This is a genomic window from Pseudomonas sp. MYb327 (assembly GCF_040438925.1).
In the GTDB taxonomy this organism is placed as follows: domain Bacteria; phylum Pseudomonadota; class Gammaproteobacteria; order Pseudomonadales; family Pseudomonadaceae; genus Aquipseudomonas.
Genome location: NZ_CP159258.1, coordinates 3,216,974 through 3,232,237, shown reverse-complemented (window position 1 = coordinate 3,232,237; position 15,264 = coordinate 3,216,974). Strand labels below are relative to the sequence as shown.

Sequence of the window (15,264 nt, the reverse complement as noted above, 5' to 3'; positions counted from 1 at the left end):
GTTATTCTCTTAGGTCATCTAATTGCTCTCCATCGTTAATTGGGGTGAATCACGGGCACAGTCTTATCTCGCAATCATGGCATGGTGGTAAATCTCGCACTTGAAGTTAGGGAGTTAGGATTTAAGAAATCCTGGACGCAACAAAACCCCTGTGCTAACACTTCGTAATCTTCACGAAGCCGCAGAGGAGTTGGTACAGACTTTTGGCCGATGGTTGGCCTGATAGTTCACCGGTGACTTGGTGATGGCTGCGAGAATACGGGGCGTGTTTCGGGCTGTCAAGCATCTCAGTAAAAAAAATCAGTTTTTTCCATCAGGCAACCGCCAGTGCTGTACCGCCGTCGCCAGGTTGCCCAGTCCGGCGACGGCCTCCTTCTATATAAGAAGCGGGATCACCAGCGGTTCGGACATCGGCTAAGGGCTAGGCGTCGATCACGACGATGTGGTGAAGTGCATCCAGCATCGCCTTCAACGGGGATCGGCTGCCATAAATGCTGAAGGTCACCGCACCGTCCTCGTGTCCGGCGATCCGTTTGATCAGCGAGTCTTGCACCCCAGCATCCCGAAGATCATCGATGAGCGTGTGGCGGAAACTGTGGAATGTTTTCCTCGGGTCAGTGATGCCCAGCTTCGTCTTGTACCGACCGAACCACTTCGACGGTGCGTGGCCCAGCTTCCCCCGCACGGCTTCGAGTTCAGGGAACAGGCGATCCGCTCCGGTGGTTCTTACTGACTCAACGTGCTGCAACAAGCCCAAGTCGATCAGGGCAGGGTGGATGGGCAGTACACGTCTACTACTAGAGTTCTTCAGGTTCTGATCTTCCCGGCTGTCATCGATACGGATGCACAGGATGCCCTGTAGTTCGATGAAATCATCCACCCGCAACTGGCAGAGTTCTTCTAGTCGTGCCCCGGTGGTTCGTCCTAGTAGCGGCAACCAATAGCGCCACGGATGTTTTCGGGCTTGAGCCTTCAGAGCATCCAGGTCGAGCAGGGTGGTCAGATCGTATCGATCAAAAGACAGTCGCGCCTCTTTGGCCGATCCCGTCATTACTTTCATGCCCACCAGTGGGTTGTCCGCGACATACCCGTTCGACTTGCACCAGTTGAGAAAGGCAGAGAGCTTGCGTAAGCGATTGTTTACCGTGACGGCGGTGATGGTTTTGTAGGTGGCGCCAGACTCCACAACCTGCATCAGGGTCTTGCCTTCATATTCGGGGCGTAGGCCGAAGTATTGTGGGCAACGGCTTAGCCGCTCCTTCAGTAGTCGGGCTTGCTGAGCGTCGAAGGCGTCGACTGGCATATCACCGATCAACTCGAACAGATCGCGTAGGGCACGTTTCACCTCGAAGGTGCTGACCTCCCGCCAGGTCCCGCCACGTTTCCCTTCTTCTATATAGAGCTTCGACAAGGTGGCGAGGGTAGGGCCATCGCTGTTCCGCATCACGGTATTGGCTGGCGCCCTCCGTGGAGCGGGTTGGATGGTCTGTGTTGGTGCAGCATCCCGCCACTCCGAACACAGCCTACGCAGCGTTTGAAGATCTGCCAGGGGGTGTTCGTTCAAGTGTTTGTGCACCTGCTGAGCTAGTGAAGCGGCGAGGAACTGGGCACTCTGCCGCTGCCGGATGTTCAGGCTCAAACGTAAAGTGTGACACCTCGGGAAGAGGTGCTTGGGTAGCTTGAGATTGAGGTAATAGAGCGCCCCGCGCTTGATCATGTAGGCCATGGGTGTGACACCAAAGTGTTACAGCAAAGTGTGACAGTGCTGGCTACACCCCGAGTTTTTACTGCCCGTGCAGTGAGTTTGCATGGTAGAGATATTGCAACCCAAAGGGCCTAAAACCCTTGCCCCGTAAGGCCCGCAACGATTACCCGTGAACCTGGTCAGAGCCGGAAGGCAGCAGCCACAGCGGGAACATTGTGTGCCGGGGTGTGGCTGGTGGGGTTGCCTCCATAACGCACCGCGAGTTCTCTCTCGCGATTTCTAAATCAAAAACTTTATTGCACTGCCATGGATTTATCGTCCTGGGCGGTTTTTTGTCGTCTCCAAAAAAAGCAAAGAAGGTCAAAACCTGTGGCGAGGGAGCTTGCTCCCGCTGGGTCGCGCAGCGGCCTCAAACCAGTCTTATGCCAGGCGCCGGACTAAGACTTGCCGCCAATATAAAGCCGAATGATGTCGTCAATCTCCCCGGACATCTTCATCCGCAGCAAGGTGCGCAAAATCCGCTGCACCGGTACTTTCGGGTCGTTGCGCACATAGCAGCCGACGCGCTGTTCCTGCAACACCGCCACGCTCTGCAATTGCTGCTCCGGCAACAGGCGCTGATTGAACCAGTCCAGGGTCCATTGATTGCTGACGGCATAGCGATTGCGCCCGGCATGGAGTTTTTCCAGCACCTGTTCCTGATTGCGGGCGTCGTCGCGGTGGAGCTGGTCGGCATCGAACAGCGGTTGCAGGGTTGGGTAGCTATAGCCAAGCACGGTGCCAATGGACTGATGCGATAAAGTCGCCGGAATCACCTCGGCGGGCGTGGCCGGGTGGCTGATCAGCAAGTCAGGTTGCGTCCAGAGCGGAATGCTCCAGATGTAGTCGCCGGACTGGTTCGGCATCCATGACTGCGCGGCGTAACAGCGCACATCGACCTCACCGTGCTCCATGGCGTTTTGCACCCGGCTGCGAGGCAGTACGTGGAATTCGGCGGGCACGCCCACCTGGGTGGCGAGGCTGAGCATTACGTCATAAAGGATGCCCTGGGTGGGCCGCCCACGCTCGAGTTGCACCATCGGCATCGCCCAGCTGTCGGGGACCACGAAGCGCAACGGCACGTCCGCGGCCGCGCCATCCAGGCTGATCAACAGCAATGCCCCCAGGGCCAGCCGCATAAACGCTCCGTTATTTTTTTCCTGAAGCCCCCAAAATGCAGCTTAGCCAGATTAGGCGAGTCCACCGGATGCAATTTTGGCCCTGCTCCGCTAGCATTAGCCGCTTCTGCTTTCCAGTGGTGATGGTTTTCGATGAGTTATCAGGTTCTTGCACGTAAATGGCGTCCGCGCTCGTTCCGCGAAATGGTCGGCCAGACCCATGTGCTCAAGGCTCTGATCAATGCCTTGGACAGCCAGCGGCTGCATCACGCGTACCTCTTCACTGGTACCCGCGGGGTCGGCAAGACCACCATCGCGCGAATCATCGCCAAATGCCTGAACTGTGAAACAGGTATCACTTCGACGCCGTGTGGCGAATGCTCGGTGTGCCGGGAGATCGACGAGGGCCGCTTCGTCGACCTGATCGAGATCGACGCCGCCAGCCGCACCAAGGTCGAAGACACCCGCGAGTTGCTCGACAACGTGCAATACGCGCCGAGCCGTGGGCGCTTCAAGGTTTACCTGATCGACGAAGTGCACATGCTCTCCAGCCATTCCTTCAATGCGCTGCTGAAAACCCTTGAAGAGCCGCCACCCTACGTCAAGTTCATCCTGGCCACCACCGACCCGCAGAAACTTCCCGCAACGATTCTCTCGCGCTGCCTGCAGTTCTCCCTAAAGAACATGACTCCGGAGCGGGTAGTCGAGCATTTGACCCACGTGCTGGGTGTCGAGAATGTGCCGTTCGAAGACGACGCACTGTGGCTGCTGGGCCGTGCCGCCGACGGTTCCATGCGCGACGCCATGAGCCTGACCGACCAGGCGATTGCCTTCGGTGAAGGCAAAGTCATGGCCGCCGATGTGCGGGCGATGCTTGGCACCCTCGATCACGGTCAGGTTTATGACGTCCTGCATGCGCTGATCGAAGGCGATGCAAAGGCGTTGCTCGAAGCCGTTCGTCATCTGGCCGAGCAAGGCCCGGACTGGAACGGCGTGCTCTCGGAAATTCTCAACGTATTGCACCGTGTCGCCATCGCCCAGGCCTTGCCTGAGGGCGTCGACAACGGCCACGGCGACCGTGACCGGGTGCTGGCACTGGCCCAGGCGCTGCCGGCCGAAGACGTGCAGTTCTACTATCAGATGGGCCTGATCGGTCGCCGCGATTTGCCGTTGGCGCCGGACCCGCGCGGTGGCTTCGAAATGGTGCTGTTGCGGATGCTCGCTTTCCGGCCCGCCGACACCGCGGACGCTCCGAGGCAACCGCTAAAGCCAGTGGGGATCAGCCAGGCCACAGTTGATTCCGCAAATTCAGTGGCTGCCGCGCCAGTTGTTGTGCCGGTAGTCGCTGCGGCAGTTGCACCCGTAGTTCCGGCGCCGGTTGTGGCGCCAGTCGTAACCGAGCCTGAGCCTGTAGCACCGGTTGTTGTGCCCGAGCCTGAACCTGTGGTCGAGGCGGTGGTGGTCGAGGAAGTTGTCGACCTGCCGTGGAATGACCCGGTCGAGCCCGCGCCTGTTCAACAGCCAGCAGTCGAGCCAGTGCTGGAAACCACCAGTGAACAACCCGAATTGCCGCCGATGCCATTGCCGACCCCGGACAGCGTCGTGCCGGATGCACCGGAATGGGCTGCTGCGCCGATCCCTGAGCCGTCCGTCGCGGAAGTCGATGCCGCCACGCCGGGCATGGACCTGGACGACGAGCCGCCACTGGACGAGGACTATATCGAGCCAGACATGGATTCGGCTTACAGTTATCTCGATGAACTGGCCAGCGAGCATGCCGCCGATCCCGCACCGGAACCCGAGCCTGAGCCCGCAGCGGCGCCGGCCACTGGTTTGGCCTTGCAATGGCTGGAACTGTTCCCGAAACTGCCGATCTCCGGCATGACTGGCAGCATCGCGGCCAACTGCACGTTGATCGCCGTGGATGGCGACAATTGGCTGTTGCACCTGGACCCGGCGCACAGCGCCTTGTTCAACGCTACCCAGCAACGTCGCCTGAACGATGCGTTGAACCAGCACCACGGGCGTACGCTGACCCTGACCATGGAGCTGATCAAGCCCGAGCAGGAAACCCCGGCCCAGGCGGCGTCGCGCCGTCGTGCCGACCGTCAGCGCGAGGCTGAGGAGTCGATCCACGGTGATCCGTTCATCCAGCAAATGATGCAGCAGTTCGGTGCGGTGATCCGTAACGATACTATTGAACCTGTCGAAGCCCTGGTCAGTCAGGGCTAATAACTGAAGGCGTTCGGCCAAACGGGCCGGGCGCTGTTTTTATCCAAGTACTTTTGAGGTGATTCCCATGATGAAAGGTGGCATGGCCGGCCTGATGAAGCAGGCGCAGCAGATGCAGGAAAAAATGGCCAAGATGCAGGAAGAGCTGGCCAACGCCGAAGTCACCGGTAAAGCCGGGGGCGATATGGTCACCGTGGTGATGACCGGTCGTCATGACGTCAAGCGCGTGACCATCGACCCAAGCATGGTTGAAGGCCTGAGCGAAGATGATCGCGAGATGCTGGAAGCCGTGTTCGCTGCGGCAGTCAACGACGCCGTACGCAAGATCGAAGCCAACAGCCAGGACAAAATGTCCGGCATGACCGCAGGCATGCAATTGCCACCGGGAATGAAACTGCCATTCTGATTCGCCATCAGGCGACAGATGAGCTACAAAAAATGCCAGGCATCGCGCCTGGCATTTTTGTTTCTGGCGGGTAGAGGTGTGGTGTCTGCCAGGGAGCCCGCCTGCTGGCGATGATGCCACCTCGGTACAACTGACGAATCATCGAACGCATCACCGCCACCAGGGTCTTCTCCCTAAACCACCCTATTCATCCATCAAGGAGAGCTGCCATGTCCGACCCCCTGACCCTCAACCAACGCATCGTCCTGGCCTCCCGGCCCGTAGGCGCTCCGACGCCGGAAAATTTCCGCCTGGAGCGGGTGGCGCTGCCCGAACTGGCCGACGGTCAGGTGCTGCTCAAGACCCTTTTCCTGTCGCTGGACCCCTACATGCGCGGGCGCATGAGTGACGCGCCGTCCTACGCGGCGCCGGTGGAAATCGGCGGGGTGATGACCGGTGGTGCTGTCAGCCGGGTCGAACGCTCGCTCCATCCGAAGTTTCAGGAGGGCGACCTGGTGGTCGGCGCCACGGGCTGGCAGAGCCACAGTATCAACGACGGTCGCAGCGTCATCCCGGTGCCGTCCGGCCTGCCGAGCCCGTCGATGGCCTTGGGCGTGCTCGGCATGCCCGGCATGACGGCGTACATGGGCTTGATGGACATAGGGCAGCCGAAGTCCGGCGAGACACTGGTGGTTGCCGCAGCATCTGGTGCGGTGGGTTCGGTGGTCGGGCAGGTGGCGAAGATCAAAGGGTTACGCGTGGTTGGCGTGGCGGGCGGCGCGGACAAGTGCCGCTATGTGGTTGAAGAGTTGGGCTTCGATGCCTGTATCGACCACAAGAGCCCGGATTTCGCCGATGAATTGGCCAAGGCGTGCCCCAAGGGCATCGACATCTATTTCGAAAACGTCGGCGGCAAGGTATTCGATGGCGTGCTGCCATTGCTCAATCCCAAGGCGCGCATTCCGTTGTGTGGCCTGATTGCTTCTTACAATGCAACCGAAGCGCCGAGCGGACCGGATCGTCTTCCTCTATTGCAGCGCACACTGCTGACCAAGCGTGTGCGGATTCAGGGCTTCATCGTGTTTGACGACTACGGCGACCGCCAGCCGGAATTCGTCAGCGCCATGGCGCCGTGGGTGCGGGATGGCAAGGTCAAGTTCCGCGAAGATGTGGTCGATGGCCTGGAGAACGCGCCTGAAGCATTCATCGGTCTACTGGAAGGACGCAACTTCGGCAAACTGGTGATTCGGGTTGCCCGGGACTGACTAATCGACGCTGCCATTTGACGCTAAACAGAGGCGCGGGTATAAACCGCGTCTCGTTGTTTTGTCGGATTTTTTCCCCATGAGCTTCAGCCCTTTGATTCGCCAACTGATTGATGCCCTGCGCGTTTTGCCAGGCGTGGGTCAGAAAACCGCCCAGCGCATGGCGTTGCAGTTGCTCGAGCGTGATCGCAGCGGCGGCTCGCGACTGGCGCAGGCCCTGAGCCAGGCGATGGATGGGGTCGGTCACTGTCGATTGTGCCGCACGCTGACCGAAGATGACCTTTGCCCGCAATGCGCCGACACGCGGCGCGACGACACCTTGCTGTGTGTGGTGGAAGGGCCGATGGACGTCTACGCCGTGGAACAGACTGGCTTCCGCGGGCGTTACTTCGTGCTTAAGGGGCATTTGTCGCCGCTCGACGGGCTGGGGCCGGAAGCGATCGGCATTCCTCAATTGATGGCGCGGATCGAAGAGGCGGGCAGCTTTGCCGAAGTCATCCTCGCGACCAACCCGACGGTGGAAGGCGAGGCCACGGCTCACTACATCGCGCAATTGCTCAGCAACAAAGGCCTGATCGCTTCGCGCATTGCCCACGGCGTGCCGCTGGGCGGCGAGCTCGAGTTGGTGGATGGCGGAACGTTGGCGCACTCGTTTGCTGGGCGTAAGCCTATTTCGCTGTAATCGTGGCGTCTGCACTAACGCCATCGCTGGCAAGCCAGCTCCTACATTTCAAACATCCTGTAGGAGCCGGCTTGCTGGCGAAACAGGCGCCTCGGTTTCTCCGGCTCACACAATCCTGTTGAAAACCAAGCAAGCGCTCGGTTAACGTCGCTGAACCCTTCAGTGGAGTTCGCCGATGCCTGCCTTTCAGGAATATTTCGATCCCAGCCACCAATTGGTCCGCGACAGCGTCAGCCGTTTCGTCGAACGCGAGATCCTTCCGGACATTGATCAGTGGGAAGAAGACGAAAGCTTTCCCCGCGAGCTTTATCTCAAGGCCGGAACAGCTGGGATTCTCGGCATCGGCTACCCGGAGCAATACGGTGGCAGTCATGAAGGCGATCTGTTCGCCAAGGTCGCCGCCAGCGAAGAGCTGATGCGCTGTGGCTCTGGGGGCCTGGTGGCGGGTCTTGGTTCGCTGGACATTGGCCTGCCACCGATTCTCAAGTGGGCCACGCCGGACGTCCGTGATCGGGTTGTGCCACAGGTGTTGTCCGGCGAGAAAATCAGTGCCTTGGCCATCACCGAGCCTGGCGGCGGTTCCGACGTCGCCAACCTGCAAACTCGCGCCGTGCGTGACGGTGACTTTTATCGTGTCAGCGGCAGTAAAACCTTTATCACCAGCGGCGTGCGCGCGGACTATTACACCGTCGCGGTGCGTACCGGCGAGCCGGGTTTCGCTGGCATCAGCCTGTTAATGATCGAAAAAGGCACGCCCGGTTTCACAGTGGGACGGCAACTGAAGAAAATGGGTTGGTGGGCGTCGGATACGGCTGAATTATTCTTCGATGATTGCCGGGTGCCTGTAGGCAATCTGATCGGCAGCGAAAACATGGGCTTCGCCTGCATCATGGGCAACTTCCAGAGCGAGCGCCTGGCTTTGGCTCTGATGGCCAACATGACTGCGCAACTGGCGCTGGAGGAAAGCCTGAAATGGGCACGCCAGCGTGAAGCCTTCGGCAAACCCATCGGCAAGTTCCAGGTGATCAAGCACCGTCTCGCGGAAATGGCCACCGAGCTGGAAGTCTCAAGGGAATTCACCTACCGCCAGGCAGCGAAAATGGCGGCGGGGCAGAGTGTGATCAAGGAGATTTCCATGGCCAAGAACTTTGCCACTGACACGGCTGACCGGATCACCACCGATGCGGTGCAGATTCTGGGGGGGATGGGTTACATGCGCGAGAGTCTGGTGGAGCGGTTGTATCGGGATAACCGGATTCTGTCGATCGGCGGGGGGACGCGGGAAGTGATGAACGAGATCATCAGTAAGCAGATGGGTTTGTAGTGGGTGGTGTGGTGGATGACGCCATCGCTGGCAAGTCAGCTCCTACAGAGGTTCTATCGAATACAAAACTTTTGTAGGAGCTGGCTTGCCAGCGATCGCGTCAGCACCGTCGCTGCTTACTTATCGGTAAGGGCAAACTGCGTCAGGCAAAAAGTCGGAATCCCCATATCTTCCAGGCGCTGCGAGCCGCCCAACTCCGGCAAATCGATAATCGCCGCCGCTTCATGCACCCGCGCACCCATGCGTCGAATCAGGTTCGCCGCCGCAATCAGGGTGCCGCCGGTGGCGATCAGGTCATCGAACATCACCACCGAATCGCCCTCGCACAAGCTGTCAGCATGCACTTCGAGGAAGGCTTCGCCGTATTCGGTCGCATAGCCCTCGGCTAGCACGTCGGCCGGCAACTTGCCTTGCTTGCGGAACAAGACCAGCGGCTTGTTCAGCTGATAGGCCAGCACCGAACCAATCAGGAAACCACGGGCATCCATGGCGCCGATGTGGGTGAAGTCAGCCTCGACGTAACGATGGGCAAAGCTGTCCATCACCAGGCGCAGGGCCTTGGGCGACTGGAACAGCGGGGTGATGTCGCGAAAGATCACGCCTGGTTTCGGGAAGTCGATCACGGGGCGGATGAGGGATTTGATGTCGAAGGAGTCGAAGACCATCGTCGGATGTCCTGGCGGGCTGCAAACGGCACAGTATAACGGCGGCTGAACCGTTTCGCTCAGCCGCGTTCGTCTGATTCAGCCTTCGATAGAACCGCCGGCCAGGGCGCAGAGCTGGATCGGGTCGAGGATGCGGATTTCCTTGCCTTCGGCGGCGATCAGTTCGTTCTGCTGGAAACGCGTGAACACCCGCGACACGGTTTCCACCGCCAGGCCCAGGTAGTTGCCGATTTCGTTGCGCGACATGCTCAGGCGGAACTGATTGGCCGAGAAGCCCCGAGCGCGGAACCGCGCGGAAAGGTTGACCAGGAAGGTAGCGATGCGCTCGTCGGCGGTTTTTTTCGACAGTAGCAACATCATCTGCTGATCGTCACGAATCTCGCGGCTCATCACGCGCATCAATTGACGGCGCAACTGCGGCAGTTGCAGGGCCAGTTCATCGAGACGCTCGAAAGGGATTTCGCAGACTGAAGTGGTTTCCAGCGCTTGCGCCGATACCGGATGTTTTTCAGTGTCCATGCCCGACAGGCCGACCAGTTCGCTCGGCAGGTGGAAACCGGTGAGCTGCTCTTCGCCGGCATCGCTCAAGTTGAATGTTTTCAGGGCGCCGGAGCGTACCGCGTAAACGGAATCGAACGTGTCGCCCTGGCGGAACAAAAACTCGCCTTTTTTCAGCGGGCGGCCACGTTTGACGATTTCGTCCAGCGCGTCCATGTCTTCCAGGTTCAACGAAAGAGGCAAACACAGCGGGGCCAGGCTGCAATCCTTGCAATGAGCTTGATTATGAGCGCGCACTTTTACTGGCTCGGACATTTCTTCAATCCTTGTGGGAAATCACACATAAGACGTAAGGGTAACCCACCTGAGGACATTGAGGCCAGCGCACGGCGGATTTGCCGTAGAGCTAGATCACTCGGGAAAACCGTTGCCGACTGTGTTGCTCCAGATACGCGTCAAACACCATGCATACCGAACGTACCAGCAAGCGTCCCGCTGGCAGTACGGTGATGCTTTCGCCATCCAGCTCGATCAAGCCATCCTTGGTCATGGTCTGCAATTGAGGCCAAATTCCGCCGAAATAGCCTTGAAAATCGATGTTGAAGGTTTTTTCGATCTGTGCGAATTCCAGGCTGAAATTGCAGATCAGCTGCTGAATCACCGCGCGCCGCAGGCGATCATCGGCGTTGCACAACAGGCCACGGCTGGTGGCCAATTGCGCCGTGGCCAAGGTGTTCTGGTATTGGTTCAAGTCGCTGCTGTTCTGGCAGTACAAGTCACCGATCTGACTGATCGCCGATACACCCAGGCCAATCAAGTCGCAATGGCCGTGGGTGGTATAGCCCTGGAAGTTGCGTTGCAGGGTCGAGTCTTCCTGGGCAATCGCCAGTTCATCGTCGGGCAGGGCAAAGTGGTCCATGCCGATGTAGCGGTAGCCGGCGGCGGTCAATTGTTCGATGGTGCGCTGCAGCATTTCCAGTTTCTGCGCTGGTGTCGGCAGTTCGTCGCTGTTGATCCGCCGCTGTGGCATGAAGCGTTCCGGCAGATGTGCGTAGTTGAATACCGAGAGCCGGTCCGGTTGCAGGCGAATGACTTCGTCGACGGTGCGGGCGAAGTTGTCCGGGGTCTGTTTAGGCAAGCCGTAGATCAGGTCGATGTTGATCGAACGAAATTGCAGGGTGCGCGCGGCGTCGATCACCGCGCGGGTTTCTTCCAGGCTTTGCAGGCGATTGACCGCGCGCTGTACCGCCGGGTCGAGGTCCTGCAGCCCGATGCTGACCCGGTTGAAACCCAGTTCGCGCAGCAGGCCCATGGTTGACCAGTCGGCTTCACGCGGGTCGATTTCGATGCCGTAGTCGCCGGAATCATCGTCCAGCAAATTGAAGTGTTTGCGCAGATGCGCCATCAATTGACGCAGTTCGTCGTGGCTGAGAAACGTCGGCGTGCCGCCGCCGAAATGCAGTTGCTCGACTTTTTGCGTCGGGTCGAGGTGACAGGCGACCAGCTGGATTTCCTGCTCCAGGCGCTGCAAATAGGGCTGGGCGCGGCCGCGATCCTTGGTGATGACTTTGTTGCAGGCGCAGTAGTAGCAAATGTTCGCGCAGAACGGCACGTGCACATACAGCGACAACGGGCGCAACGCTTTGCGGCTGTCGCGCAGGGCGTGGAACAGGTCGAAAGTGCCGATCTGGCTGTTGAATTGCACGGCAGTCGGATAGGAGGTGTAGCGCGGTCCCGCCAGGTCATAACGGCGGATCAGATCGGTGTCCCAACGAATGGCGTCGAGCATCATGCGGGCGTTCCCCCGGATAGGCTGGCAGTGTCGGCCAGTCTAGGGGGCGGGGCGGCGGCGCATCTTGATTTGCGTCAAGGGTAAAAGGTGGCCGTGACCGGTTTTTGTGGTGAGGGAGCAAGCTCCCTCGCCACAGTTCAGTGCCCCATCAACCAATGCTGATGCGGCCCCGGCAGCGTCCAGATCCCGAACAACATCACCAGCAACCCACCCGCCATGCGCACGCTGCGTTTGCGCAGAACTGCCGTCACGCGTTCGGCGGCGAGTCCCGTGGCAAGCAACACCGGCCACGTGCCCAACCCGAACGCCAGCATCAGCAACGCACTGTCCAGCGCATTGCCCTGGCTGGCCGACCACAGCAAGGTGCTGTAAACCAGACCGCATGGCAGCCAGCCCCAGAGCCCTCCCAACAACAGCGCACGGGGGACGCTCGACACCGGCAGCAGTTTGTTGGCGATCGGCTGGATATGCCGCCACAGACCGCGACCGAGGCTTTCAATGCGCGTCAGGCCACTCCACCAACCGGCCAGGTACAGGCCCATGGCGATCAGCAACAATCCGGCGAGGATGCGCATGAACATCGCCGCCGGGCTGTTGGCCACCGCCCAGCCTGCCAGGCCGATCAACAGTCCAGCGGTGGCATAGCTGAGAATTCGTCCGAGGTTGTAGGCCAGCAACAAACGAAAACGTCGGCTGCGTTGTTCCTTGGGTATCGCCAGGGTCAGCGCGCCCATCAAGCCGCCGCACATGCCCAGGCAATGGCCGCCACCGAGCAGACCGAGAATCACCGCTGACACCAGCAGGGGTGCCAATTCAAGCATGGGGTGGCGCCTTGTCGTCGGGTTTGGCCGGATGGCCGCTGGCCTCGTCGACTGCCGCAGTGTGGTTCGGGTCCTGATCGTCGAACAGGATGCTGTGGGCCGGGCCGTCGAGGTCGTCGTATTGACCGCTGTCGACTGCCCAGAAGAAGATGAAGATGGCGATGGCCACGATCAGCAGTGCGGCCGGGATCATCACGTAGAGAGCTGGCATCTGGACTCCATGCCCGCGCGGCTCAGGCCGGCAGCGGACGGGTTTCTGGCGTGGCGCTGGCGACAGGCGCGCTCGGCGTGCGAGTCAGGCGCAGGGCGTTGAGTACCACGGTCAACGAACTGATGGACATGCCGACCGCGGCCCATACCGGGGTGATCCAGCCGAGGGCGGCGAACGGCAACATGAGGCCATTGTACAACCCCGCCCACAGCAGGTTCTCGATGATTACGCGGCGGGTGCGGCGGGCCAGGCTGAAGGCTTGAACAAGTGCGTCGAGGCGATTGGACAGCAATACGGCGTCGGCGCTGGTTTTTGCCAGGTCAGTAGCGGAGCCCATGGCGACACTGATGTCGGCGGCGGCCAGCACCGGCACGTCGTTGACCCCGTCACCGAGCATCAACACCTTGCGTCCTTCCTTGTGCAGTTGTTGCAGGACTTGCAGCTTGTCATCCGGGCGCAAGCCGCCACGGGCTTCGTCGATCCCAAGATCGGCCGCGACACTGGCAACCATCGGCGAGCTATCGCCGGACAGCAACAACGTGCGCCAGCCACGCGCCTTGCAGGCCGCCAGCAGGGCTGGGGCGTCGGCACGAAGACGGTCATCGAGGACGAACCACGCCAACGGCCCCTGGCTATCGCCAAGCAGCAGCCATTGTCCGGCTTCTTCCGGTATTGATGGCACGGCGGCGCCGCTGAGTTCGCAGACAAATCCGGGCTGGCCGATACGCAAACGCTGTTCGCCAACCAGCCCTTCGAGGCCGAGCCCGGGCGTGTTGTGGACTTCTTCGGCGGCCAGTGGCGCGCGACCAAAGGCGCGGGCGATTGGATGTTCGGAGCGATTCTCCAGTGCGGCGGCGAGACTCAGGCATTGATCGCTGTCGAGGGCGCCGAGAGGGCGGATCGAGCGCAACGCCAGGCGGCCTTCGGTGAGGGTGCCGGTCTTGTCGAAAATCACCGTATCGATCTGGTTCAAACCTTCCAGCACGTGACCGCGCGTCAATAACAGGCCGAGTTTGTGCAACGTGCCTGTGGCGGCGGTGAGCGCTGTCGGTGTGGCCAGGGACAAGGCGCACGGGCAAGTGGCGACGAGCATCGCCAGCACAATCCAGAACGCCCGTGAAGAATCCAGTTCCCACCACAGCAAGCCGATCGCGGCGGCGGCGATCAACGACAGCAGCAGGAACCATTGCGCCGCGCGGTCGGCGATTTCGGCCAGTCGTGGTTTTTCGGCCTGGGCGCGATCCAGCAGGCGGACGATGGCTGAGAGCCGGGTGTCCTGACCGAGGGCCATGACCTCGACAGTCAACGCGCCTTCCACGTTCAAGGTGCCGGCGGTGACGGCGTCGCCCGGGGTGCGGGGTTGAGGCAGGTACTCGCCGGTCAGCAGCGACTCGTCGATGCTCGATTGTCCGTCAAGAATCTTGCCGTCCGCCGGGAGGATGGCGCCCGGATGGACCAGCACTTGATCGCCGACCCGCAGTTCGCTGAGCAGGATTCGTTCGCTCTGGCCATCAGCACTCAGGCGCAGGCACGAAGCGGGCAATAGATTCACAAGCTGTGCCGTGGCGGCGGCAGTGCGTTCGCGGGCGCGGCGTTCCAGATAACGCCCGGCCAGCAAGAACAGCGCGAACATGCCGACGGCGTCGAAATACAGTTCACCGACCCCGGTGATCGAGGTCCAGATCCCGGCGATGTAGGCGCTGCCAATCGCCAGCGACACCGAAACGTCCATGGTCAGATGCCGAGTACGCAGATCGCGCATGGCCCCTTTGAAGAATGGTGCGCAGCTGTAGAACACGATCGGCGTGGTAAGGAACAGCGCGACCCAGCGCAGGATCGTGTGCAGTTCGGGGCTGAGGTCGATGTTGAACTCCGGCCAGGTGGCCATGGTCGCCATCATTGCCTGAAACCACAGCAAACCGGCGACGCCGAGTTGTCGCAGGGCCAGGCGGTTTTCGCTGGCCAGTTGTTCGCTGGCGCGGTCGGCCTGATAGGGGTGGGCGGCGTAGCCGATGTGGCGCAACTCGCTGAGCACCTGGCTCAGCGGCAATTGCGCATCGGCCCAGCGCACGTGCAGGCGATGGTTGGACAGGTTCAGCCGTGCTTCGGCCACCGCGGGCAAGGCGCGCAGGTGTTTCTCGATCAGCCAGCCACACGCGGCGCAACTAATGCCTTCCATCAACAGGGTGGTTTCGGCAAGTTCACCTTCGTGACGGACGAAGGGTTGCTGCACGTCGGCGCGGTCGTACAGCGCCATTTCATCCACCAACTGCACCGGCAACGCTTCGGGGTTGGCCGAGGCTTCGCTGCGGTGCTGGTAATAGCTTTCCAACCCACCAGCGACAATCGCCTCGGCCACGGCCTGGCAACCGGGGCAGCAGAATTCGCGGGATTCCCCGAGCACGACGGCGGTGAAGCGGCTGCCTGCCGGGACGGGCAGGGCGCAGTGGTAGCAGGGAAGTGGGGTGGTCATGAAGTGGAGTCTATATCGTCTGGAAAGGCCTCATCGCTGGCAAGCCAGCTCCTA

The 15,264-nt window shown here is 60.5% G+C and carries 13 protein-coding genes and 1 other RNA gene; 6 read left to right on the top strand and 8 right to left on the bottom strand.

Annotated elements, in window-relative coordinates; genetic code table 11:
- Window positions 1-421: 421 nt before the first annotated feature.
- Entirely contained in the window at window positions 422-1,726 is a 1,305-nt protein-coding gene (locus ABVN21_RS14535; RefSeq protein ID WP_339553163.1) for a site-specific integrase, read from the bottom strand.
- A gap of 127 nt (window positions 1,727-1,853) precedes the next feature.
- Between ABVN21_RS14535 and ffs the strand changes: the two genes are divergently transcribed.
- An RNA gene (gene ffs, locus ABVN21_RS14530) (signal recognition particle sRNA small type) lies at window positions 1,854-1,938 on the top strand.
- A 204-nt stretch (window positions 1,939-2,142) separates the two neighbouring features.
- Here ffs and ABVN21_RS14525 read toward each other — a convergent pair.
- A complete protein-coding gene (locus ABVN21_RS14525; protein WP_339553164.1) occupies window positions 2,143-2,883 on the bottom strand; it encodes a transporter substrate-binding domain-containing protein in 741 nt (246 codons plus the stop codon).
- Between the two features lie 132 nt (window positions 2,884-3,015).
- Between ABVN21_RS14525 and dnaX the strand changes: the two genes are divergently transcribed.
- From dnaX to ABVN21_RS14500, 5 genes are all read left to right on the top strand, one after another.
- Window positions 3,016-5,094 carry a DNA polymerase III subunit gamma/tau gene (dnaX, locus tag ABVN21_RS14520; protein ID WP_339553165.1) on the top strand — a complete coding sequence of 693 codons (2,079 nt, stop codon included), beginning with the start codon at window positions 3,016-3,018 and terminating at the stop codon, window positions 5,092-5,094.
- 67 nt (window positions 5,095-5,161) lie between these two features.
- On the top strand, window positions 5,162-5,500 hold the full coding sequence (locus ABVN21_RS14515; RefSeq protein WP_056856987.1) for a YbaB/EbfC family nucleoid-associated protein: 339 nt from the start codon (window positions 5,162-5,164) through the stop codon (window positions 5,498-5,500).
- 209 nt (window positions 5,501-5,709) lie between these two features.
- Window positions 5,710-6,744: an NADP-dependent oxidoreductase gene (locus ABVN21_RS14510; RefSeq protein ID WP_339553166.1), complete on the top strand. Its 1,035-nt coding sequence runs from the start codon at window positions 5,710-5,712 to the stop codon at window positions 6,742-6,744.
- 79 nt (window positions 6,745-6,823) lie between these two features.
- Window positions 6,824-7,426: a recombination mediator RecR gene (gene recR / locus ABVN21_RS14505; RefSeq protein ID WP_339553167.1), complete on the top strand. Its 603-nt coding sequence runs from the start codon at window positions 6,824-6,826 to the stop codon at window positions 7,424-7,426.
- A gap of 175 nt (window positions 7,427-7,601) precedes the next feature.
- Window positions 7,602-8,750 (top strand): acyl-CoA dehydrogenase family protein, encoded by a 1,149-nt coding sequence (locus ABVN21_RS14500; RefSeq protein ID WP_339553168.1) that lies wholly within the window; start codon window positions 7,602-7,604, stop codon window positions 8,748-8,750.
- Window positions 8,751-8,866: 116 nt separating this feature from the next.
- Here the strand turns inward: ABVN21_RS14500 and ABVN21_RS14495 are convergent, their stop codons facing one another.
- The 6 genes from ABVN21_RS14495 to ABVN21_RS14470 all read right to left on the bottom strand — a co-directional run bounded on the left by ABVN21_RS14495 (window position 8,867) and on the right by ABVN21_RS14470 (window position 15,210).
- A complete protein-coding gene (locus tag ABVN21_RS14495; RefSeq protein ID WP_003223345.1) occupies window positions 8,867-9,415 on the bottom strand; it encodes an adenine phosphoribosyltransferase in 549 nt (182 codons plus the stop codon).
- 78 nt (window positions 9,416-9,493) lie between these two features.
- Window positions 9,494-10,228, bottom strand: coding sequence for a fumarate/nitrate reduction transcriptional regulator Fnr (gene fnr / locus ABVN21_RS14490; protein ID WP_339553169.1), 735 nt, complete (start codon window positions 10,226-10,228; stop codon window positions 9,494-9,496).
- A gap of 91 nt (window positions 10,229-10,319) precedes the next feature.
- Window positions 10,320-11,702 carry an oxygen-independent coproporphyrinogen III oxidase gene (gene hemN, locus ABVN21_RS14485; protein ID WP_339553311.1) on the bottom strand — a complete coding sequence of 461 codons (1,383 nt, stop codon included), beginning with the start codon at window positions 11,700-11,702 and terminating at the stop codon, window positions 10,320-10,322.
- A 140-nt stretch (window positions 11,703-11,842) separates the two neighbouring features.
- Window positions 11,843-12,526, bottom strand: a complete 684-nt coding sequence (locus ABVN21_RS14480; RefSeq protein ID WP_339553170.1) for a sulfite exporter TauE/SafE family protein — start codon at window positions 12,524-12,526, stop codon at window positions 11,843-11,845.
- The gene (gene ccoS / locus ABVN21_RS14475; protein ID WP_339553171.1) at window positions 12,519-12,737 is read right to left on the bottom strand and encodes a cbb3-type cytochrome oxidase assembly protein CcoS; all 219 of its coding nucleotides are present in this window, start codon (window positions 12,735-12,737) and stop codon (window positions 12,519-12,521) included. The genes ABVN21_RS14480 and ccoS overlap by 8 nt, the downstream gene beginning before the upstream one ends.
- Window positions 12,738-12,759: 22 nt before the next feature.
- A complete protein-coding gene (locus ABVN21_RS14470) occupies window positions 12,760-15,210 on the bottom strand; it encodes a heavy metal translocating P-type ATPase (RefSeq protein WP_339553172.1) in 2,451 nt (816 codons plus the stop codon).
- Window positions 15,211-15,264: the final 54 nt, after the last annotated feature.

Excerpts from the sequence above, each read along its gene's own strand:
- ABVN21_RS14535 (WP_339553163.1), bottom strand. The coding sequence starts at position 1,726 with ATGGCCTACATGATCAAGCGCGGGGCGCTCTATTACCTCAATCTCAAG.
- ABVN21_RS14525 (WP_339553164.1), bottom strand. The coding sequence starts at position 2,883 with ATGCGGCTGGCCCTGGGGGCATTGCTGTTGATCAGCCTGGATGGCGCG.
- dnaX (WP_339553165.1), top strand. The coding sequence starts at position 3,016 with ATGAGTTATCAGGTTCTTGCACGTAAATGGCGTCCGCGCTCGTTCCGC.
- ABVN21_RS14515 (WP_056856987.1), top strand. The coding sequence starts at position 5,162 with ATGATGAAAGGTGGCATGGCCGGCCTGATGAAGCAGGCGCAGCAGATG.
- ABVN21_RS14510 (WP_339553166.1), top strand. The coding sequence starts at position 5,710 with ATGTCCGACCCCCTGACCCTCAACCAACGCATCGTCCTGGCCTCCCGG.
- recR (WP_339553167.1), top strand. The coding sequence starts at position 6,824 with ATGAGCTTCAGCCCTTTGATTCGCCAACTGATTGATGCCCTGCGCGTT.
- ABVN21_RS14500 (WP_339553168.1), top strand. The coding sequence starts at position 7,602 with ATGCCTGCCTTTCAGGAATATTTCGATCCCAGCCACCAATTGGTCCGC.
- ABVN21_RS14495 (WP_003223345.1), bottom strand. The coding sequence starts at position 9,415 with ATGGTCTTCGACTCCTTCGACATCAAATCCCTCATCCGCCCCGTGATC.
- fnr (WP_339553169.1), bottom strand. The coding sequence starts at position 10,228 with ATGTCCGAGCCAGTAAAAGTGCGCGCTCATAATCAAGCTCATTGCAAG.
- hemN (WP_339553311.1), bottom strand. The coding sequence starts at position 11,702 with ATGCTCGACGCCATTCGTTGGGACACCGATCTGATCCGCCGTTATGAC.
- ABVN21_RS14480 (WP_339553170.1), bottom strand. The coding sequence starts at position 12,526 with ATGCTTGAATTGGCACCCCTGCTGGTGTCAGCGGTGATTCTCGGTCTG.
- ccoS (WP_339553171.1), bottom strand. The coding sequence starts at position 12,737 with ATGCCAGCTCTCTACGTGATGATCCCGGCCGCACTGCTGATCGTGGCC.
- ABVN21_RS14470 (WP_339553172.1), bottom strand. The coding sequence starts at position 15,210 with ATGACCACCCCACTTCCCTGCTACCACTGCGCCCTGCCCGTCCCGGCA.